19 protein-coding genes are annotated in these 20,265 nt (G+C 41.0%); 11 read left to right on the top strand and 8 right to left on the bottom strand.

Translation table 11 applies throughout. The features are described 5' to 3' along the window. Position 1 precedes the first annotated feature (1 nt). A complete protein-coding gene (gene bepA / locus MNY66_RS08930) occupies positions 2-1,468 on the bottom strand; it encodes a beta-barrel assembly-enhancing protease (protein ID WP_053908210.1) in 1,467 nt (488 codons plus the stop codon). Positions 1,469-1,676: 208 nt separating this feature from the next. Here bepA and MNY66_RS08925 point away from each other — a divergent pair, with 208 nt between their 5' ends. The 3 genes from MNY66_RS08925 (at position 1,677) to MNY66_RS08915 (ending at position 4,271) form a co-directional block, all read left to right on the top strand. After that, on the top strand, positions 1,677-2,753 hold the full coding sequence (locus MNY66_RS08925) for an AI-2E family transporter (protein ID WP_047257064.1): 1,077 nt from the start codon (positions 1,677-1,679) through the stop codon (positions 2,751-2,753). A 172-nt stretch (positions 2,754-2,925) separates the two neighbouring features. Beyond that, complete coding sequence (locus MNY66_RS08920; RefSeq protein ID WP_047257065.1) at positions 2,926-3,603, top strand: DUF1345 domain-containing protein; 678 nt, start codon at positions 2,926-2,928, stop codon at positions 3,601-3,603. Between the two features lie 80 nt (positions 3,604-3,683). Further along, positions 3,684-4,271: a DedA family protein gene (locus tag MNY66_RS08915; RefSeq protein ID WP_047257066.1), complete on the top strand. Its 588-nt coding sequence runs from the start codon at positions 3,684-3,686 to the stop codon at positions 4,269-4,271. A gap of 108 nt (positions 4,272-4,379) precedes the next feature. Here the strand turns inward: MNY66_RS08915 and bcp are convergent, their stop codons facing one another. Together bcp and MNY66_RS08905 are read right to left on the bottom strand one after the other, a co-directional pair. Continuing rightward, positions 4,380-4,850: a thioredoxin-dependent thiol peroxidase gene (gene bcp / locus MNY66_RS08910; protein WP_047257067.1), complete on the bottom strand. Its 471-nt coding sequence runs from the start codon at positions 4,848-4,850 to the stop codon at positions 4,380-4,382. Between the two features lie 14 nt (positions 4,851-4,864). Beyond that, a complete protein-coding gene (locus MNY66_RS08905; protein WP_231637044.1) occupies positions 4,865-5,452 on the bottom strand; it encodes a glycine cleavage system transcriptional repressor in 588 nt (195 codons plus the stop codon). A gap of 553 nt (positions 5,453-6,005) precedes the next feature. Between MNY66_RS08905 and dapA the strand changes: the two genes are divergently transcribed. From dapA to MNY66_RS08875, 6 genes are all read left to right on the top strand, one after another. Further along, complete coding sequence (gene dapA / locus MNY66_RS08900; RefSeq protein WP_231637046.1) at positions 6,006-6,881, top strand: 4-hydroxy-tetrahydrodipicolinate synthase; 876 nt, start codon at positions 6,006-6,008, stop codon at positions 6,879-6,881. A 16-nt stretch (positions 6,882-6,897) separates the two neighbouring features. Beyond that, on the top strand, positions 6,898-7,947 hold the full coding sequence (gene bamC / locus MNY66_RS08895; protein ID WP_047257069.1) for an outer membrane protein assembly factor BamC: 1,050 nt from the start codon (positions 6,898-6,900) through the stop codon (positions 7,945-7,947). Between the two features lie 639 nt (positions 7,948-8,586). Continuing rightward, a complete protein-coding gene (purC, locus tag MNY66_RS08890) occupies positions 8,587-9,300 on the top strand; it encodes a phosphoribosylaminoimidazolesuccinocarboxamide synthase (RefSeq protein WP_047257070.1) in 714 nt (237 codons plus the stop codon). A 208-nt stretch (positions 9,301-9,508) separates the two neighbouring features. Further along, on the top strand, positions 9,509-10,414 hold the full coding sequence (gene ypfJ / locus MNY66_RS08885; RefSeq protein WP_241500702.1) for a KPN_02809 family neutral zinc metallopeptidase: 906 nt from the start codon (positions 9,509-9,511) through the stop codon (positions 10,412-10,414). Between the two features lie 99 nt (positions 10,415-10,513). After that, positions 10,514-10,966, top strand: a complete 453-nt coding sequence (locus MNY66_RS08880; protein ID WP_047257072.1) for a DUF441 domain-containing protein — start codon at positions 10,514-10,516, stop codon at positions 10,964-10,966. A gap of 40 nt (positions 10,967-11,006) precedes the next feature. After that, on the top strand, positions 11,007-13,130 hold the full coding sequence (locus MNY66_RS08875; protein WP_241500701.1) for a tRNA(Met) cytidine acetyltransferase TmcA: 2,124 nt from the start codon (positions 11,007-11,009) through the stop codon (positions 13,128-13,130). Here MNY66_RS08875 and MNY66_RS08870 read toward each other — a convergent pair. Next, positions 13,111-13,302, bottom strand: coding sequence for a YpfN family protein (locus MNY66_RS08870; RefSeq protein WP_241500700.1), 192 nt, complete (start codon positions 13,300-13,302; stop codon positions 13,111-13,113). The genes MNY66_RS08875 and MNY66_RS08870 overlap by 20 nt on opposite strands. Before the next feature lie 82 nt (positions 13,303-13,384). On the opposite strand from MNY66_RS08870, the gene MNY66_RS08865 reads away from it, so the two are divergent. Beyond that, positions 13,385-13,768 carry a DUF454 family protein gene (locus tag MNY66_RS08865; RefSeq protein ID WP_047257081.1) on the top strand — a complete coding sequence of 128 codons (384 nt, stop codon included), beginning with the start codon at positions 13,385-13,387 and terminating at the stop codon, positions 13,766-13,768. Positions 13,769-13,992: 224 nt separating this feature from the next. On the opposite strand, the gene MNY66_RS08860 is transcribed toward MNY66_RS08865, so the two are convergent. The 4 genes from MNY66_RS08860 to MNY66_RS08845 all read right to left on the bottom strand — a co-directional run bounded on the left by MNY66_RS08860 (position 13,993) and on the right by MNY66_RS08845 (position 17,422). Then, positions 13,993-14,673, bottom strand: coding sequence for a M15 family metallopeptidase (locus MNY66_RS08860; RefSeq protein ID WP_241500699.1), 681 nt, complete (start codon positions 14,671-14,673; stop codon positions 13,993-13,995). Beyond that, positions 14,673-15,803 carry a succinyl-diaminopimelate desuccinylase gene (gene dapE / locus MNY66_RS08855; RefSeq protein ID WP_241500698.1) on the bottom strand — a complete coding sequence of 377 codons (1,131 nt, stop codon included), beginning with the start codon at positions 15,801-15,803 and terminating at the stop codon, positions 14,673-14,675. Before dapE ends, MNY66_RS08860 begins: the two co-directional genes overlap by 1 nt. Positions 15,804-15,811: 8 nt before the next feature. Then, positions 15,812-16,153 (bottom strand): ArsC family reductase, encoded by a 342-nt coding sequence (locus MNY66_RS08850; RefSeq protein WP_197076021.1) that lies wholly within the window; start codon positions 16,151-16,153, stop codon positions 15,812-15,814. 648 nt (positions 16,154-16,801) lie between these two features. Next, positions 16,802-17,422, bottom strand: a complete 621-nt coding sequence (locus MNY66_RS08845; protein WP_047256394.1) for a response regulator — start codon at positions 17,420-17,422, stop codon at positions 16,802-16,804. A 465-nt stretch (positions 17,423-17,887) separates the two neighbouring features. Between MNY66_RS08845 and maeB the strand changes: the two genes are divergently transcribed. Then, the gene (maeB, locus tag MNY66_RS08840; protein WP_241500697.1) at positions 17,888-20,167 is read left to right on the top strand and encodes an NADP-dependent oxaloacetate-decarboxylating malate dehydrogenase; all 2,280 of its coding nucleotides are present in this window, start codon (positions 17,888-17,890) and stop codon (positions 20,165-20,167) included. Positions 20,168-20,265 lie beyond the last annotated feature (98 nt).

Genomic DNA, 20,265 nt, shown 5'->3' with positions numbered 1-20,265 from the left:
TTTAAAGTTTGATTTTACTTTCTCGCAATTGGAGCTGACGGATTTCGTCAATTCGAGCGTCATAACGTATTTGCTCATAACTCCCTAGTTTTGTCATTCTGCTGGCATCGCTCAAGTAGTTAATTGCCCCATCAAAATTACCTCGTAATACCATGTCTTCCGCGTAAGCCGCCAATTCTTCATTGCGCTTACCTTGCTTCGCGGAGGCCTCGGCCAGTAAATCCCAGCCATTGGGGTCGCTTGGGTAATCAAAAGTATATTTATACAAAAGTTTTGAAGCATCGGCATATTGTTTATTGCGAATATACGCATTGGCCAGGTTAATCTGTAAAACCGGATCTTTTGCAGAGTTTATACGTGCCTTTTCCAAACGAGCAACGGCTTTAGCCGCACGATTTTGTTCAATATCCAAATCGGTCATAGCATCGATAAACCACGGATTATTAGGTTGTTTCGCCAGTAATTCCGCTATAATTTTATTCGACTCGGTATATTTTTTTTCTTGTGAAGATAGCCACAGCGCTCGACCATAATCTGCGGCCATTTTTTCTTGCTCGCTACCTTTACTGTAGTTAGATAAAATTTGCTCTAAGATGGCTTTTTGATCCACACCATACATCGCCAAAATACGGACACGGGCTAGCATAAAATCAAATGATGACGGCACGGTGACTTTGGGAAATTGGCTTGAACGATTACGGGCATCGGCGAGCCGGCTATCAGGTAATGGGTGAGTGAGTAAAATTTCTGGGGGTTTTGACATATAGCGTGTTTGGTCAGACATTACCTGCATAAAATCTGCCATAGCATGGGGATCAAATCCTGAGCGACGTAACGTTTGTAGACCGATACGATCGGCTTCTTGCTCATTGCCTTGAGTAAAGCTAATACGACCTTGTTGAACCCCCGCCATAGTGCTGGTCAAGGCGGCAAACCCGGCTTGTGGATTCGCCATCACCAATAATAATGAACCAATAGTGCCGGCAATGGCTAATGGAGTATTGCTTTTCTGATCTTCAAGCATACGGGCTAAGTGCCGCTGAGTAACGTGAGATATTTCATGCGCCAAGACGGAAGCCAATTGGCTTTCATTTTGGCTATAACGAAATAGTGCGGAATGCAGTACCACGTTACCACCGAAGTAAGCATAGGCGTTAATATTCTGATTATTAACTAAATAAAATTTAAACGGTGTTTTTACTGAATCTGCATTTTTAACTAACTTATGCCCTAAGTTATTAATATATTGCAGCAGCAGAGGATCATAAATGAGTGGTGTACTGGCTCTGATTTGCCGAGTAAACGCATCCCCCAATAAAATTTCTTGGTCAATGGTTAGAGTGCCCGCGGCGGTCGTTCCCATATCAGGCAGGGTATCTTCGACGGAACTGTAGGCCGTAGCCCAAGGTCCAAAAGTGAGTGTTGCAATTAATACAGCCAAAATAGGGTTTTTCAGTGTGTTTTTCATGAAATAGATACGCCCCTTACAGCGATGAATGAGCAAAATTCCCATTACTTGTCATTTATCAAATGGCCGATATGCTGGCTATTTTTGCATATTTTGAATTAATTGAGCTATATGATAGCAAAAGCTATCGTAAAATCTGTGGATCAGTATAATTTCATTAAATTAAATCGATTATTGGCTTATCCCTGGTCCCCAAGGAGTCATTGCTATGCTTGATATGCTTGTTCAATGGTATCGACGACGTTTCTCAGATCCACAAGCGGTTGCATTATTTACCAGCTTAGTTATTGGATTTTGTATTATATTCTTTTTTAGTGGAATTTTAGCCCCATTATTAGTGGCGATTGTTCTAGCTTACCTTCTCGAATGGCCAACTCATTTGCTTGAGAGGTTAGGTTGTTCTAGGGTATTAGCCGTATGTATCATTTTGACCGTGTTTGCTGGAATTAGTGCCATGGTTTTTTTCATCATTGCACCTACGGCTTGGCAACAGGCAATTAATTTGATCTCTGATTTACCGACTATGGTGAATGATTTTAACCAATATGCCAAAACATTACCTGAACGTTATCCTGCATTAGTCGATGCGGGTATTATAGATATGATGGCGGATAACTTGCGCAGTAAATTATCTTCAGTGGCGGAATCAGTGGTTAAATTTTCAGTCGCCTCACTCATTGGTATTTTTACACTTTCTATTTATATTGTGTTAGTACCGCTGATGATGTTTTTTTTATTAAAAGACAAACAGCGCATTTTTGCTGGTGTACAAAAAGTGTTACCGCGTAACAGAATGCTAGTTACTGAAGTTTGGCAAGAAATGAACCAACAAATTACCAATTATCTACGCGGTAAAGTGACAGAAATGGTGATTGTGGGTGTTTGTACCTACGCTGTTTTTGCCTTTTTGGGGCTGCGTTATTCCGTTTTATTATCGGTGTTAGTTGGTTTTTCGGTCTTAATTCCATACATTGGTGCTGTGGCTGTCACTATTCCTGTGGTTATTGTGGGATTATTCCAATGGGGATTAGGCAGCGATTTTTGGACCCTAATTATTGCTTACTTAGTGGTTCAAGGGTTAGATGGCAATTTATTAGTCCCAGTTTTATTCTCTGAAGCGGTTAATTTACATCCGTTGGTGATTATTTTGTCGGTGATTATTTTTGGTGGATTCTGGGGTTTTTGGGGCGTGTTTTTCGCTATCCCACTGGCCACTTTAGTTAAAGCGGTGATCCACGCGTGGCCTGAGGATGTAATTGAAGACAGCTCAGCAGATGTCAAATAATAGTGCTTGAGTAAGAATAACGTTCGAGATCCTCACCCATGCGCGGTGAGGATACTTTAAACAGGATAACCCTTAACAGGGTCAATGCTTATTCTGCGTCGGTGAAATCCCCAGAATAAAATAAGCGCAGTGATATCTAGCGGTGTTTACTCTTTATTTATAGGGATCGATTATGTTTCGTTTGTATACCCGATTTACCCATATTGCCCATCATTATTTTCACAGCCGACCGCGATTATTGCTTTCTTTGGGCGCGGCGATAATCACCTTTTTTATATTGCTGTCTTATTATCCAGTACAAACCGGCTTAATGTTGAGTTGGAATGTATTTGCATGGCTCTATTTAGCCTGTTTGCTTGAAAAAACTATTATTCGTAAAAAAATCGATATCCGCAAAGTGACTCGACGGGAAGATGAAAGTGCCAAAATGGTGATTTTCTTTCTATTAGCAGGGTGTTGTATCTCAATGCTGGTGCTGTTTGTCGAGTTGAGTGGCAGTGCTAACTTAAAAGGCTACGATAGAATTTTTTCTTATTTATTAACTGCATCGACATTAATTTCATCTTGGTTATTAATCCCTATGGGTTTTACTATGCATTACGCCCATCTTTATTATGGCCGGCATGAAGATAATCAACCGTGGTTAATTTTTCCGGATAAACCTAACGAGCCGATGTATTCAGATTTTATGTATTTTTCTTTTACTATTGCCGTTGCTAGTCAAACTGCAGATGTGTGTGTTGGCTCTTCAATGATGAGAAAAGCGGTATTATTGCAATCAGTATTATCGTTTATCTTTAATATGGCAATTTTAGGCTTGTCGATTAATATTTGCGCCAGCTTATTTTAGTCCGCTATTTGGTATAAAACGATTAAATTAAATAAGCTGATTTTTATTTTTATGCAACCCATAATCTTGTTGAAGATCCGATGCTCACAGAACATTTAACTGAACAAATTGCCGAATACGGTTATTGGGCGACCTTTTTTGGCACCATGCTGGAAGGCGAGGCTGCGGCTTTTATTTCTGGCGTGGCAGCACATAATCAGTGGCTATATTATCCGTGGGTTTTATTGTTTGCGGCGCTAGGTGGAATAACCAGTGATAGCCTGTTATTTACGATCGGTTATTTCTTTGGCCCTAAAATTTTAGCCCGCTTACCTCGGCATCAGGATAAAATTACTTGGGTACAGCAAAAAATCACTCGGCATCAAATTGGGTTAATTATCGGTATTCGTTTTGCTTATGGATTACGCACTATCGGACCTATTATTATCGGTAGCGCTAAAATTAATCCATTAAAATTTTTCGGATTCAATATATTAGGCGGAATTTTATGGAGTGGCATAATTGTTACTTTGGGTTATATGGCCAGCTCAGTACTGATATGGCTGCCGTTTAAGTCTCCTGTTGTTTGGTTAGTCGGACTAGTCATTATTTTGTTGGCAATTTTGATGGCGCGTAAATTTTGGCATAAGAAATGGCGTGAAAAACCTCAATCAAGCGATAACGACTAAAAAGTCTTGGATTATTGGTTGTGTGTTTCTCGTGTAGGGGCGGAATAGCTAATTTTGAAGGGGCCGAGGAAATTGCCGCTGAAGTTAGAGTCAGCGGCAAGAATATAATCAGGCGTTAGAGTTGAGATAATCCAAGACGATTTGATGATGATCGCTGGTTTTAAATTTATCAAAAACATGTTCAATGTTGCCATTCGCATCAATTAAAAAGCTAATGCGGTGAATGCCATCATAGGTTTTGCCCATGAATTTTTTCTCTCCCCAAATACCGAACTGCTCACAAACATGGTGATCTTCATCGGAAAGTAGGGTGAAATTCAACATCTCTTTTTCAACGAAACGAGCCAATTTTTCTGGTTTATCGGTGCTGATCCCAAGAACATCAACGCCTTGTTGTTTTAGTGTATCCATTTCATCACGCAGACCACATGCCTGAACAGTACAGCCTGGCGTCATCGCCTTCGGGTAAAAATAGACTAAAACACGTTGCCCTACATAATCAGAAAGATTGATGATTTCGCCATCTTGGTCAGGAAGGCTAAATTGAGGAGCCTTATCGCCGGCTTTCAATGGACTCATTGCATAGATCTCCGTTAATTCTGCATTTTTGGATTATGAATAATATTTATGCTGCCTTGAGCATGCAGTGTTGTACACAGCTGCTCAAATTTATGGGTTATTACTCCGCCATTATCATCCATAGGATTATGGGCGGTAATTTGTACTTCAAGCTGAGGTGGCAATCCGTCGTCCACTAGGTGAGTTTTAGACATTAGCTCAGCAATATTACACTGCTGGGTAGTAAATAAATTAGTAAATTGCTCGACTATACCAGGTGCATCATTTACCACAACTTTAACGACCGCGGTTGATGGATAGTAGGTGGTCTCGATACAGCGGGTACGTTTCATCACGATCAACAAATCGAGCTCTGCACCTTTTAACGGCAAAATGGATTCGAGCATAGTGATTGAATTCCATTTACCTGACAACATCATAATAAAAGTAAATTCTTCTCCAAACATCGCTAAGCGGCTATCTTCTATATTACAGTCACATTCACTGACCAGTCGGGTGATAGTATTCACTATTCCTGAACGATCTTTTCCTAATGCGGTAATCACCAGATACTGCTGTTCGGACTGTGACGATGCTGATGGTGGCAAAGCGGGTTGTGGCAAAATAATTTCCTTAGTGTTTGTTCGCGTATCTGTTTTTATCTAATTATCAGTTACTTTTGCTTATCTTAAACTTATTTGAGCTAAACGCTAGAATAGCTTATTGCTAAATATAGCGTTTAAGCATCTACCTTAAAATAGTCGATGCAAAATAAAAATAGAATCGACGTTCTCTAAGGGGATCATAAAATTGCAGTGGTGCCAAGTAAAGCTCATTACGGTTTTTATTCATCGCTAAGCCTTGGTGGTGATTCAAAGCCGCATCAATACGATAGCACGAGAACCCTAGTAATCTAGAAATTGATAATAAAGAATGAGATTGAACTTTATGCCGATATCTAGCTTGCCAGATAAATTAACTTGAAAAACTGAACCTAATTGCCCGAATTTGAGGGAATTATTACTTCTGTTTAAGTTAAAGATTCAGCTATTAACAAAATTCATTAAAATCATGCGTTAGAATGGTTTTATTCTTTCTGCCGAGAAAGTAACATGAGAGTTCAACTTTTTGGGGGAATGGCGAATGGCTAGCGGACAGAAAAACTACAAACAATTTATGCAGGGCAGTATGGTTGCGTTGATTACACCCATGGATGCAGCGGGAAAACTGGACAAAAAAAGTCTAAAAGCGTTAGTCGATTATCATGTCGCGAGTGGCACCTCAGCGATTATTTCTGTTGGTACAACGGGAGAATCAGCCACACTGAGCCATGATGAGCATGCTGAAGTGGTACTGGCCACGCTGGAATATGCTGATGGACGCATCCCGATTATTGCGGGAACTGGCGCTAATGCAACTGCCGAAGCAATTTCGCTAACTAAACAGTTTGAAAATACAGGCGTTGTTGCTTGTCTGACGGTTGCACCTTATTATAATAGACCGTCACAAGAAGGGATGTATCAGCATTTTAAAGCTATTGCTGAAAATACCGATTTACCTCAAATTCTGTATAATGTTCCTGCGCGTACTGGCAGTGACTTATTGCCAGAAACTGTGGGCCGATTGGCAAAATTGGCGAATATTGTGTCAATTAAAGAAGCTACAGGGAACTTAAGTCGTGTTAGTCAAATCAAAGAGCTGGTTGATGAAGATTTCATTTTGCTCAGTGGTGATGATGCATCGACATTAGATTTTATCCAGCTCGGCGGAAAAGGTGTTATTTCGGTAACCTCGAATGTCGCCGCTGCTGAAATGGTAAAAATGTGTGACTTAGCCTTAGCAGGCAAATATACTGAGGCGCGAGAGTTGAATAAACGCCTGATGGGGTTACATCATCAGTTATTTGTTGAACCGAATCCAACGCCAGCTAAATGGGGCTGTCGACGTCTGGGTCTGATAGCGGATGATTCGCTACGGCTGCCAATGATCCCACTGACTGCGTCGGGCCAGCACAAGGTTGAAGAAGCCCTGAGGTTAGCTGGATTACTGTAAAATTTAGGGAATTTTAATGGCAACATTATTGCAAAAATCGAAGGTTATGAAGGTTGCTGGTCTGTCACTTGTCGTGTTACTGGCAGCCTGTTCCAGCGATCAGCGCTATAAACGTCAGGTAAGTGGTGACGAAAATTATCTGGATGCTGCGCCACTGAAAGCATTGGTTGTCCCACAGGGAATGAGTTTACCTTTACAGAACGGCGAATATGATATTCCACCGGTCACTTCGACAGGTGCAGTAGGTAAAGCATTAGATATTCGTCCACCGGTTCAAACCATTAGCTTATTAAGCGGCTCGAAAACAGAAAATAGCGCGGATGCAAGCCGTTTGTTGCTAGAAAATACACCTGAAAACAGCGCACTTTGGTCTCAATTGAACCTGATCTTAGCTCAGAAAGGGATTAAAGTTGCAGAAAAAAATGATCCGACCCAAACCGTTGTGACTGACTGGGTGGTGTGGGATCGCGCCGATGAAGATGTACCATTACAAACACGTCATCGTTTAGTTATCGCGCCACAGGGATATCAAATTATTCTGACTATCACCAATGAAGGCATCAAACAGGGTGAGCAAAATATCACTGATCCGGTTGAGATCCAACGTTATAACAAGCTGTTATTAAACGAAATTGTTGATAGTCTATATATTCTGCGTGATACCTCTAAACAAGATAAGTTAGGTAATACTTTTGGTATTATTGATGTCCAAAGTGGCAGTGATAGTAGTGGATTACCGCAAGTTATCGCTCGAGCTCCGTTTGATGTTGTTTGGGATCGTTTACCGGTAGTATTGGAAAGCATCGGTATGAAAGTGGGCGATCGTAGCCGTTCAACTGGGGCCGTTAATGTTACTTATAAAGGACTCAGTAGCTCTGAATGGCAAACCTTCGGTATTGACGATCCAACGGTTCCAGAAGGGGATTATAAATTGCAAGTTGGTGATTTAAATAACCGTAGTAGCCTGCAATTTATTAACAGTAAAGGCGTACCGTTAACTCAAAAGCAAAATGATGATTTGGTCGCCGCATTAAAAGCTGCATTTAGCACCACGAACATCAAATAAGTTGTTTTAGAAGACGATTTATTGTGCGATTGTTTGATGCCATATTGTTTGAGGCAATATTGTCTGATGGCGAATAAATAAAAGGAGAGCTTAAGCTCTCCTTTTTTGTTGGCTTCGGGGAGGAATAATTATCGCTATGGCAGAAATATCATAGCCGATACTTTGTATATTTTTAAGATTTAATCAATCCTGTAGCGCTTGTTGCAAGTTTCGCAGGTTATTTTTTGTTATATTATCACTTCGATATCTTACAATTTAATTTTTTCTTAATTGCATAATGTCACGATTGAAAAATATCTTATAATGTTTAAGTAATCGTTTGCGTAGGCGAGATAATTTTATTATCATAGTTAATGGCAAGATTAAAAATATTTATTTTCAATGGGTTACGGGTATTGCAAAGGTTATTGTTTATTTTTAGCGAACAAGTTGATTTTTAAGCGATTAGCGGTAAACAAAGTCGATAATAAACGGCATAAACTGATAGATAGAGTGTGTATCACCAACACGCCGTTTGTTATCTATTTTGGCAGTTAAACTGCGCGGACAAACCTTGATAGAGTCGGAGTATTTCATCCATCTATAGAATGAAATATGACGGTTTTATTTTCAAATGATCACATCGCTGGAGTGTGTAAGATGCAAAAGAAAGCTGAGCTGTATCGTGGAAAGGCGAAAACAGTCTATACCACAGAGGATCCTAATCTGCTAATTCTAGAGTTCCGCAATGATACATCAGCGCTGGATGGTGAGCGTATTGAACAATTTGATCGTAAGGGGATGGTTAATAATAAGTTTAACCATTTCATTATGACCAAACTGGAACAAGCGGGCATCCCAACACAAATGGAAGCGTTACTTTCAGACACTGACGCTTTAGTGAAAAAGCTCGATATGGTCCCGGTCGAATGTGTTATTCGTAACCGAGCTGCGGGTTCATTAGTCAAACGCTTAGGCGTCGAAGAAGGACTTATTCTGAATCCACCTATTTTTGATCTGTTCTTAAAAGACGATGCAAAACATGACCCAATGGTGAATGAGTCTTACTGTGAAACTTTTGGCTGGGTAAGTAAACAGCATTTAGCAGAAATGAAACGTTTAAGCTATTTAGCTAATGATGTCTTGAGCAAAATTTTTAATGATGCGGGTCTTATCTTAGTTGATTTCAAACTGGAATTTGGCTTGTATCAAGGAAAAGTAGTATTAGGGGATGAGTTTTCTCCGGACGGTAGCCGTTTATGGGATACAGAAACATTAGATAAGATGGATAAAGATCGTTTCCGTCAAAGCCTCGGTGGGCTTATTGAAGCTTATGAAGAAGTCGCTCGCCGCATTGGTGTTGAGTTAGACTAATTAATGTTGCCCCCCTAACTACGCTAAAGAACCTGCCCTAGAGGCGGGTTTTTTGTATTTAAGCCCTCTCAATAGCCCAATTATTAATCATTACTATGTTTTGATTGATGAATAACGGTAATATTCTCAAACCGAAGCTAATTTTTCGCTATAATTCAGGCAAAGCTCACTCTGTATAATTATCCCTACCTGAGGGACTGAGGTCACTATGCGTTGGCAAAATCGTCGCCGAAGCGACAATATCGAAGATAGAAGAGGCGACAGTTCGGGCAGTAATGGCTCGGGAGGTAATGGTTCTCTGGGCGGCGGCCGAGGGATCCGTATTCCATTAAGAGGCAAAACAGGATTGATTATTATTGTTGTCATTGTGGTGGCAGGAATATTTGGTGTCGATCTCAGTGGATTAGTCACTGGTGAGCCGATTAATATTAATCAAAATAAACCGACAGCGACGCAGTACCAACCGGTGAGTAAACAAGATCAACAACTAGCAGAATTTACCTCGGTGGTTTTGGCATCAACTGAAGATGTTTGGCAGCAACAGTTTGAAAAAATGGGCAAGCGTTATCAGCAGCCAACATTGGTCATGTATCGTGGTTCAACGGGCACAGCTTGTGGTCAAGGACAGTCAGTGATGGGGCCATTTTATTGTCCTGCCGATCATAAAGTGTATATTGATCTATCGTTTTATGACGATATGCGTACCAAGTTAGGAGCAGACGGTGAATTTGCTCAAGGTTATGTCGTGGCGCATGAAATAGGTCATCACGTGCAATCGTTATTAGGCATAGAACGTCAAGTTCGCCAGAAACAACAAGGCGCTAGCCGAGCTGAGGCTAATCGCTTGTCAGTAAAATTAGAACTGCAGGCGGATTGTTTTGCCGGTGTTTGGGGGCATGCTATGGCACAAGAAGGGATCCTTGACCCAGGCGATTTAGAATCTGCACTTAATGCCGCTAAAGCGATAGGTGATGACCGTTTACAGCAGCAGAGTCAGGGGCGAGTTATCCCCGACAGCTTCACACATGGTACATCGCAGCAACGCTATACGTGGTTTAAAACGGGTTTTGATAGTGGGGATATTAACCGTTGCAACACATTTGCTGCTCAGTAAAAGTTTTTGTTTTATAAGTTAATTTTATTGATTACCGGTCGCAGCATTAATGGTTGCGACCTTCTTTATGTTGTTATTTATCCGTAGGGGATCAAAAGTATGGGCCAAGTCGATCCGACACTTATTATCCTGCTGGTGCTGGCTGGGCTGGGCATTATTAGCCATAACAGTACTGTGACATTAGCTATGTTATTTCTGCTAGTCGTACGTATTACGCCATTAAACAACTATTTTCCATGGATTGAAAAATATGGGCTAACGATTGGGATTTTAGTACTAACGATAGGCGTGATGGCACCGATTGCCAGCGGGAAAATTTCAGCACAAGATGTGCTAGGCAGTTTTTTAAATTGGAAATCATTGCTGGCTATTGTGATTGGGATTTTAGTTTCTTGGCTCGGAAGCCGCGGCGTATCTCTCATGTTTAATCAGCCTTCGACAGTAGCTGGGTTATTAGTTGGCACGATAATTGGTGTTGCACTGTTTCGTGGGGTACCCGTCGGTCCCTTGATTGCTGCCGGTATTCTGTCCTTATTAATTGGTAAAACTTAATTGATAGGACTTAAAAAACAGCAAATCGTGATGACAAAAAATGGTTGAAAGCATGACTGAAAGCATGACTGAAAGCATAACTGAAAGTATAGCTGAGCCATTACTCAAGCTGCATCAGCAGCGGTTGATTTACGGGCAGCGGCAATTAATAGTGTTGAGCGGTCAATCCGAATGGATAGAGCGGCAGTTAAATGAGATAACCAGTGCGCTGAATGGGGATTGGATAACGCTGTCTCCACACTTAGCAGGGGCAACACTGCCGTCTAAAGCCACGGTATTATTAGGTCGTGAATTTCTACATGGCATTTTTGATGCTCAGTCAGGCTGTTATGCTGAATCGCTGGCTATTTTGGCCGGTACATTAAAAGCTGGCAGTGTTTTGATTTTATGCATACCCGAATGGGATGCTTGGCCATTGCAGCCGGATAGCGACAGTTTACGCTGGAATGAAGCTCACGGTATGATTGCCACGCCTCATTTTGTCGCGCATCTACAGCAAAGCTTATGTAATGATCCTGATGTTTTGATTTGGCGTGAAAATCAGCCGTATATCTTACCCACCTTGACACCGGCAGTACCTTGGTGTGCGCCGCAAGGGCAAGCAACGCTTCAGCAGCAACAGATATTATCAACTTTGCTGGCGGCAGAGCGCGGTACTTGGGGGATAATTGCGGCGCGAGGCCGAGGAAAATCGGCACTGGCCGGCATGTTGATTGAACAGTGGCCAGGCAGTTGCTGGTGCTGTGCTCCAGCAAAGATCACAACGTCGGTAATGAATCAATTTACTCACAAAGCCCCGCGATTTTGGTCGGTCGATAGTTTACTCGCCTATTGTTTGGCTGGGGGGGAAATCGAGGCTGACTGGCTGATTATTGATGAGGCGGCGGCTATTCCAGGAGCTCAGCTTAAACAGCTAACCGCTTATTTTCCTCGCTGTTTATTAATTACGACAGTCGAAGGTTATGAAGGTACCGGTCGCGGTTTTTTGCTTAAATTATGTGCCTCACTGACTGATTTTCAGGCTTTGACGCTCACTGCACCGATCCGTTGGGCGCCGAATGATCCGTTAGAACGTTGGTTGAATAAAGCATTATTGCTGGATGAAAAACAGCCTGATTGCTGCACTATCGATGTCCCCGACCAGATACAGTCAATTACTCAGCGTCAATTTATCGATTCTCCTCCGTTACTGGAAGGATTTTATGGCTTATTGACCAGTGCGCACTATCGAACATCGCCGCTTGATTTACGTCGATTATTAGATGCGAAAAATATGTTTTTTATGGCATCAAAGCGCCAACAACAGATTATTGGCGCATTGTGGGCGGTCGATGAAGGTAATTTATCCTCCATGTTAAGTTGGCAAATATGGGCTGGATTACGCCGGCCTCGCGGTAATCTGGTGGCACAATCTTTAGCCGCACACAGTTATTTTCCACTCGCGAGCCAGCTGCGTTCACGGCGAATCAGCCGTATTGCGGTCGATATTCTCTATCGGCGTCAAGGTATAGGGTTGGCATTGTTGAATCAACTGGCTAAACAGTCGGCATGCCAACAATTAGATTATTTATCGGTTAGTTTTGGCTTTACTCCCGAACTGTATCATTTTTGGCGGCGAGCCGGTTATCGACTGGTTCGTTTAGGCAGCCATAAAGAAGCCAGTAGTGGTTGTTTTGTGGCGATGATGATCTTTCCATTATCTGCCTCAGCACGGCAATGTTTTCAGCGGGCTGAATATATGTTGCAACGGGATGTTTATTGGCGCAAAGATAGGCAACAATTAGGCCTGATTACAGGCAATGATCAGAACGTTAATGAGCAGTCAGAATACGAACAATCAGAATATAAACAATCAGAGTATGATCAGCGATTGATTGATGAAGATTGGCAAGAATTAGCAGGATTCGCCTATACCCATCGTTCACTGGCCGCCAGTTACTTCGCAATTTGCCGTTTTTTAGCTACAACTAACGGCGAATTACCGATATTGCGTCTTTATTGTGAACAGCATCTGTCATTACCAGTTATTTGCCAACAGCTTAAAATCGCGGGACAAAAGCAAGGACTAACGCAGGCAAGAGCCGAGTTAGCGGCCGCATTAGAGCAACAACAGCCACAGAGAATGAACTATTGGCGCGAGCTAATCACGACTTTTTATCGTTAGGCCAGTCATCATCATCATCCCATTGATGATTGTTATCGCGGTGAGGCGGAATTTCAGGTTTATTATCCAGATATTTTTTATGATCTAAGCGCATCATATCTTTAATTGAATTCCAGATAATACCGACGAGCAGCAGCAGGATCACCCACCAGTAATCAGCGAGCCAATGCATAATTTAGCACCTATATTTTATGATTTTTTTAACAAAGATTATTACAGCACACTTTAGAGCAATGAGGGAGCGCAAGATGGGAATAAAGAAAGGAATATTAATCCTCATAGGGTGGTTTGCGGTAATTTTAGCAACCTTAGGTGTCGTATTACCACTGTTGCCTACCACGCCTTTTTTACTGCTTGCGGCGTGGTGCTTTTCACGATCTTCACCGCGCTTTCATTATTGGTTGCTCTATCGTTCGTGGTTTGGCGGTTATATTCGCTATTGGCAAACTTATCGTGGATTACCTAAAGGGGCGAAACCGAAAGCTATCGCCTTGATTTTGGTTACCTTTGGGATTTCCTTATGGGCGGTATCAATGTGGTGGGTTAGGGGATTATTAATCCTCATTTTATGCGGCTTAGTGATTTTTATGTTGCGCTTGCCAGTGATTGATAAACCTATGATTGATAAAAAAGATTGATAAAAAAGATTGATAAAAAATAGATAAATCTTAAGAAAGACAGCGATCTGTATTCGGATAATAGCGCTATTTAAGCAGGTTATTGGGAGTATGGCTGACAGCAGCTGCTCAAAGGAAACATTAATGAGTAGGATTAAATCGGCCACCTCGGCTCTTCAACAGAAGGACATGGGCTGAATAGTTTTAATTTAGCCCATGAAACCTGACATCCAGCGCAATAAATCTTATTCTGGAAGCCGAATGTAGCGTTCAAATACCGTCGATAAATTGGCTAATAACCACGTTTTACCGGCAATATCTTCAGTGCTCAGAATTTGCGCTATTACCTCTGGTGTCAACAATGCCTCTGCTTGATGCGATAACGGCCAGTAACTAATATGCCATGGTTCATAGGCGACACCGGCGTCCGTGGCGGTAAAGGGACGATAAAAATCAAACGCAGCCATATTCTCTGTCAGCCATTGGCTCAGATGATAAAAATAGCCACCTTCTTCATATTCCCACGGTGTTAATTCCAGTGATTTATCTTCAGGAAGCAAAAATGGATCGTAAATATCTAGCTCGGTACCCCAATGATGGCGGCTGGCACCGGGCAGTGCTGACCAGCGTAAAATAGCTTCACACAATTGGCCTTCACTAAGCTGAGTAATATCAAGCGGTTGACTATCTGCATCTAATACCACTCTTGCTCCAGTAAACTTACCGTTCCAAATAGCTTGTTGGCGTGTAAAATCACGGAACGAGCTGGCAGGTTGCAGTTTAAATCCCGCACGTGCAGCCGCTTGTTGTAAGGCTAAAAAAGCTTTAGTGGCATTAAATTGTAATCGATGATGGCTATTCAATGACACTAAGTGGCCGCATGCGCGGCCGGTGAGCTGTTCAATAGTTAAGTTATCATTCGACATTATAAGACCAAGCGTTCCATAATATTTTCATAAATAATGGCTAATTGTTGGAGATCGCGCACATTAACGCACTCATTTACTTTATGAATAGTGGCATTTAATGGTCCAAGTTCAACTACTTGAGCCCCCATTTTAGCGATAAAACGCCCATCAGATGTTCCACCGCTGGTTGATAATATCGGGACATGACCACAACATTGTTCGACAGAAGTGACTACCGCATCGACTAACTTACCTGTAGAAGTTAAGAAAGGTTGACCCGATAATGCCCACTGTAAATCATATTTTAGTCCGTGACGTTGTAACATATCCTCGACTCGCTGGCGAATGAGCTGGTCAGTAACTTCGGTGCTAAAACGGAAATTAAATTGTACCAACATTTCGCCTGGGATCACATTATTCGCGCCAGTACCCGCATGTATATTAGCAATTTGCATGCTGGTGGCAGGGAAAAACTGATTTCCGTTATCCCATTCGGTGGCGACAAGTTCTTGTAAAAAGGCGGTTGCACGATGCACCGGATTATCCGCAAGTTGTGGGTAGGCGACATGTCCTTGAACACCGATGATGGTCAAGTTAGCGGTGATGGAACCGCGACGACCATTTTTTATCATATCGCCAAGTTGCGATTGGCTAGAGGGTTCACCGACTAAACAATAATCTAAACGCTCATCGCGAGACATTAAAGCTTGAACTACTTTTACGGTACCATCCGCGGCTTTGGCTTCTTCATCGGAGGTGATTAAAAAGGCTAAGCGGCCTCGATGATCGGGATATTTTTCGACGAAGCGTTCGGCAGCGACTACCATCGCTGCAATAGAACCTTTCATATCAGCGGCACCGCGGCCATATAAATGACCATCGATAATTGTTGGAGTGAAGGGAGGTGTAGCCCAATGGCTGGGATCGCCGGCAGGTACCACGTCGGTATGCCCAGCAAAAGCTAAAGTTTCTCCTTCATTACCACGATAAGCCCAAAAATTAAGGGTTTCACCAAAAGGCATTCTTTCTATAGTAAAACCAATATTTTCAAGTCGTTGGATAAGTAATTCTTGGCAACCTTGATCATCAGGGCTAATAGACGGCTGGCTGATTAATTGTTCTGCAAGGGCGATAACTGGGCAGTTCATGATTGACCTCATCCAATAAATTGTTGATATTCGGTCTCAGAAAAACCAAGGTGATAGCGGTTATCTGGCGCTACTAACACTGGGCGTTTGATCATCGCGGGTTCAGCCAGTAATACGGCTTTAGCGCTGGCTGCATCTTTTACCGCATTTTTTTGTTCCTCAGTCAGCTTTCGCCAAGTAGTGCCGCGTTTATTTACTAACACTTCCCAACCGAGAGCAGCGATAAATTGGTCGAGCAGCACTTCATCAATTCCATCAACGCGATAATCATGAAACTGATAAGTGATGCCTTTATCATCCAGCCAACGGCGTGCTTTTTTTATGGTGTCACAGTTTTTAATACCGTACATAATGAAAGTGGAATGACGGTGGCTGTTATCTGTCATGCTATTTACCTTTTGATTATCACTAATTATTTACTACATAATGCGTGAAAAAGTCAGGCTGATCCAGCCCTTAGGTGTAAAAGTGATGTAATCAAATCTGTCAAGGTAACCGTCGATATAGCCTATATTAAGGTGTTAATTATTGTTTAATTCAGTATATTCTAACTTTTCATAGCGTATTTTATTTTAAATAAATAGTCTTCATTGAATTTTCTAACTATTACTAGTTATCTTAAAATACTCTGTTTTATTTAGTATTTTAATGTACCGTTATTAGTAGATAATAATTAAATCGTTCAGTCTTTTTTTGGCGTTAACTGATCCTATGTTGATAATTTTTCATTGTTCAGTATTAATGTTATTTGTTTTTCATTATTTTTGGTTTTATTTTTTATTATCATGATAAAATTATTTTATCAAAAACGGATTTAATCATTCAGGGGTGTTTTAATGGTTTTTTAACACTAATAAATAATTAGATGTTAATATATTAACGTTAAGCTATAAGGTTATTATGTAAATTGAAAACCTATTTATAATACTAGTTAGTTTATGTAATGATGTGTGTTAATGAGTTATATAACAAATAATAAGTATGTTTTATTCGTATCACTATTTAGTACGTAAATAAATTAAGCTAGCTTCTAATCGTGAACGAGCCTGTAATTTTTTCAATAAATTTCTAATATGGACTTTAACGGTTTCTTCAGAAATAAATAGCGCTTTAGAGATTTCTTTATTTTTTAATCCTGAGGATATTTCCTGCAATACTTCAAACTCACGTTTAGTCAGAAAAGACAGGGGATCTTGATATTTATGGCGATTTATCAAGAACTGATATACTTTTTCGCTGAATACAGTATGGCCCTGTGCTGCTCGGCGGATACTGTTCATTAGCATGTCTAGTTCGCAATCCTTTAATAAATAGCCGTTAGCTCCGGCATCCATAGCACTGTAAATATCATTACGATTTGCAGAGAACGAAAGAATAAGGACGTAGGTTTGTAGGCAGTATTTTCGTAATTGACGAATGATCTCGATGCCTTTCATGTTTGAAAGGTTAATATCCATCATAATAATATTGGGTTGTATTTTACTGGCTATATTAATGGCATCAGAACCATTATTAGTTTCTGCTGCCACGATAAATTTCTTTTCACTTTCGACTAATTGCCTTAATCCATGCCGCATCACTGGATGGTCATCAATAATCATAATTGAACTATTAGACATATTTTACTCCTTAAACAGTTTGTTCGGGCGATTGATTAAATTTTTTGATTGTTAAATGCAAGTTATTTAATGAAAGTTATTTTTTATCCTTATTTATGCTGAGTTAATTAATTTATTTTGCTTAGTTTGAGTGTTTTAATTGATTTTATTTTTTAATGGCATAGTTCCTAATGGTATTAATAAATATTTTTGTGATTATTTTAATGGCGATGTTAATTGGAATATTATTGTATCTGGCTGATGATAACCTAATCTTATTAGATATAAAATAGGCACTGTTAATAGTTAGTATTCATATATTTTCATACTAATTGATGAAATGACCGGTGAAAATTACATCGATTAGATAGAGTCATCTCAGATAAATAAAAATTGTGTAATTTCGAGCGATGTTCATGATTTAGCTATACGTTATGTTTATACTAGCTTGGCTCTTACCTCTATAAGATTAGAAAGGACGTTATGATGGACAAACAATTAAAACAAAGTGCTCTTGATTTTCACGAATTTCCACAGCCAGGAAAGATAGCAGTAACACCGACTAAACCCTTGACCACCCAGCGTGATTTAGCGTTAGCTTATTCTCCGGGCGTTGCTGCGCCTTGCCTTGAAATCGCAGAAGATCCTTTAGCGGCTTATCGCTATACCGCAAAAGGCAATTTAGTCGGCGTTATTTCTAACGGCACTGCGGTGTTGGGGCTGGGTAATATAGGGGCTTTAGCCGGTAAGCCAGTCATGGAAGGTAAAGGCGTCTTATTTAAAAAATTCTCGGGTATTGATGTCTTTGATATTGAAATAGATGAAGCCGATCCTGATAAATTGATCGAAGTTGTAGCGGCGATGGAGCCGACCTTTGGTGGGATTAACTTAGAAGATATTAAAGCGCCAGAGTGTTTCTATATTGAGAAAAAGCTGCGTGAGCGCATGAATATCCCCGTTTTTCATGATGATCAACATGGCACCGCAATTATTTGTACTGCTGCTGTTTTGAATGGACTACGTATTGTTAAAAAACAGATTGAAAGTGTACGTTTAGTTGTTTCAGGGGCCGGGGCGGCTTCTATTGCTTGTATGAATTTGTTACTGACCTTAGGCCTGAAACGTGAAAATATCACGGTATGTGATTCAAAAGGCGTAATTTATAAAGGTCGTGATACGCGCATGGATGTTACTAAAGCCGCGTATGCTATTGACGATAACGGCAGCAGAAGCCTTGCTGATGTTATACCAAATGCTGATATCTTCCTCGGTTGCTCAGGTCCTAAAGTTCTTACGCCTGAAATGGTTAAAACCATGGCAAAAGATCCATTAATTTTAGCATTAGCCAACCCAGAACCTGAAATTTTACCGCCATTAGCTAAACAAGTGCGCCCAGATGCGATTATTTGTACCGGACGCTCTGATTATCCGAATCAGGTCAATAATGTTTTATGTTTTCCGTTTATTTTCCGTGGCGCGCTAGATGTTGGGGCAACGGCTATTAACGAAGAAATGAAATTAGCCTGTGTACATGCGATTGCTGATTTAGCTTTAGCTGAACAAAATGAAGAAGTTGCTTCTGCGTATGGCGATCAAGATTTATGCTTTGGTCCAGAATATATTATTCCTAAGCCATTTGATCCACGTCTTATCGTAAAAATAGCGCCAGCTGTAGCGAAAGCCGCAATGGACTCAGGGGTTGCAACGCGTCCAATTAGTGATTTTGATGCTTATACCGAACGACTCAATCAGTTTGTGTATAAAACAAACTTGTTTATGAAACCTATTTTCTCACAGGCGAAAAAAGAGAAAAAACGTATTGTATTAGCTGAAGGTGAAGATAATCGCGTATTACATGCAACTCAAGAATTAGTATCTTTAGGATTAGCACATCCTATATTGATCGGACGCCCAAGCGTTATTGAAAGCCGAATCAATAAGTTAGGTTTACATCTTGAAATCGGCAAAGATTTTGAAATCGTTAATAATGAAAACGATCCACGTTTTAAAGAATACTGGCAAGAATATTATCAAATTATGAAACGCCGTGGGGTTTCGCCAGAAATGGCACGTCGTGCAGTGATAGGTAATCCAACCTTAATTGGCGGTATTATGGTGTTACGAGGTGAAGCCGATGGCATGATTTGCGGTACTGTAGGCAGCTATAGCGAACATTATGAAGTGGTAAAAAACATTTTTGGTTTCCGCGAAGGTGTTCACACCGCAGGGGCGATGAATGCGTTATTACTGCCGACGGGTAATACGTTTATCACCGATACGTATGTTAATGAAGACCCAACGGCAGAACAATTAGCCGAAATAACGATTATGGCGGCAGATACCGTGCGTCGTTTTGGTATTGAGCCTAAAGTGGCGTTATTATCTCGTTCAAGTTTTGGTTCATCAGATTGTCCTTCCGCGCAAAAAATGCGTGATACGCTAGCCTTGGTTCGAGCGAAAGCCCCGAATTTAGAGATAGACGGTGAAATGCACGCCGATGCAGCGTTGGTAGAAGCAATTCGTCAGGATGTAATGCCGGATAGTCCGCTAAAAGGTTCAGCTAATCTATTGATTATGCCAACGATGGAGGCTGCACGTATCAGTTATAATTTGTTACGCGTGACCAGCTCAGACGGCGTAACGGTGGGGCCTGTATTAATGGGGGTAGCAAAACCAGTGCATGTTTTAACTCAAATTGCTTCGGTGCGTCGTATTGTTAATATGGTCGCATTAGCTGCCGTAGAAGCACAAACGCAACCCTTATAGTAGCTAAAGCTCTGTGAGCTTATCGTTAATCTCGCCAGCATTATAATAGGCTAGGGCACTAAATTGACCTCTGTAACAGTATAAGGTTACAGAGGTTT

This window comes from Moellerella wisconsensis, from assembly GCF_022592395.1.
Lineage (GTDB): Bacteria > Pseudomonadota > Gammaproteobacteria > Enterobacterales > Enterobacteriaceae > Moellerella > Moellerella wisconsensis.
This window is presented reverse-complemented; position numbering and strand designations above follow the sequence as displayed.

Coding starts and splice junctions, on each gene's coding strand:
- bepA (WP_053908210.1), bottom strand. CDS start 1,468: ATGAAAAACACACTGAAAAACCCTATTTTGGCTGTATTAATTGCAACA.
- MNY66_RS08925 (WP_047257064.1), top strand. CDS start 1,677: ATGCTTGATATGCTTGTTCAATGGTATCGACGACGTTTCTCAGATCCA.
- MNY66_RS08920 (WP_047257065.1), top strand. CDS start 2,926: ATGTTTCGTTTGTATACCCGATTTACCCATATTGCCCATCATTATTTT.
- MNY66_RS08915 (WP_047257066.1), top strand. CDS start 3,684: ATGCTCACAGAACATTTAACTGAACAAATTGCCGAATACGGTTATTGG.
- bcp (WP_047257067.1), bottom strand. CDS start 4,850: ATGAGTCCATTGAAAGCCGGCGATAAGGCTCCTCAATTTAGCCTTCCT.
- dapA (WP_231637046.1), top strand. CDS start 6,006: ATGCAGGGCAGTATGGTTGCGTTGATTACACCCATGGATGCAGCGGGA.
- bamC (WP_047257069.1), top strand. CDS start 6,898: ATGGCAACATTATTGCAAAAATCGAAGGTTATGAAGGTTGCTGGTCTG.
- purC (WP_047257070.1), top strand. CDS start 8,587: ATGCAAAAGAAAGCTGAGCTGTATCGTGGAAAGGCGAAAACAGTCTAT.
- ypfJ (WP_241500702.1), top strand. CDS start 9,509: ATGCGTTGGCAAAATCGTCGCCGAAGCGACAATATCGAAGATAGAAGA.
- MNY66_RS08880 (WP_047257072.1), top strand. CDS start 10,514: ATGGGCCAAGTCGATCCGACACTTATTATCCTGCTGGTGCTGGCTGGG.
- MNY66_RS08875 (WP_241500701.1), top strand. CDS start 11,007: ATGGTTGAAAGCATGACTGAAAGCATGACTGAAAGCATAACTGAAAGT.
- MNY66_RS08870 (WP_241500700.1), bottom strand. CDS start 13,302: ATGCATTGGCTCGCTGATTACTGGTGGGTGATCCTGCTGCTGCTCGTC.
- MNY66_RS08860 (WP_241500699.1), bottom strand. CDS start 14,673: ATGTCGAATGATAACTTAACTATTGAACAGCTCACCGGCCGCGCATGC.
- dapE (WP_241500698.1), bottom strand. CDS start 15,803: ATGAACTGCCCAGTTATCGCCCTTGCAGAACAATTAATCAGCCAGCCG.
- MNY66_RS08850 (WP_197076021.1), bottom strand. CDS start 16,153: ATGTACGGTATTAAAAACTGTGACACCATAAAAAAAGCACGCCGTTGG.
- MNY66_RS08845 (WP_047256394.1), bottom strand. CDS start 17,422: ATGTCTAATAGTTCAATTATGATTATTGATGACCATCCAGTGATGCGG.
- maeB (WP_241500697.1), top strand. CDS start 17,888: ATGGACAAACAATTAAAACAAAGTGCTCTTGATTTTCACGAATTTCCA.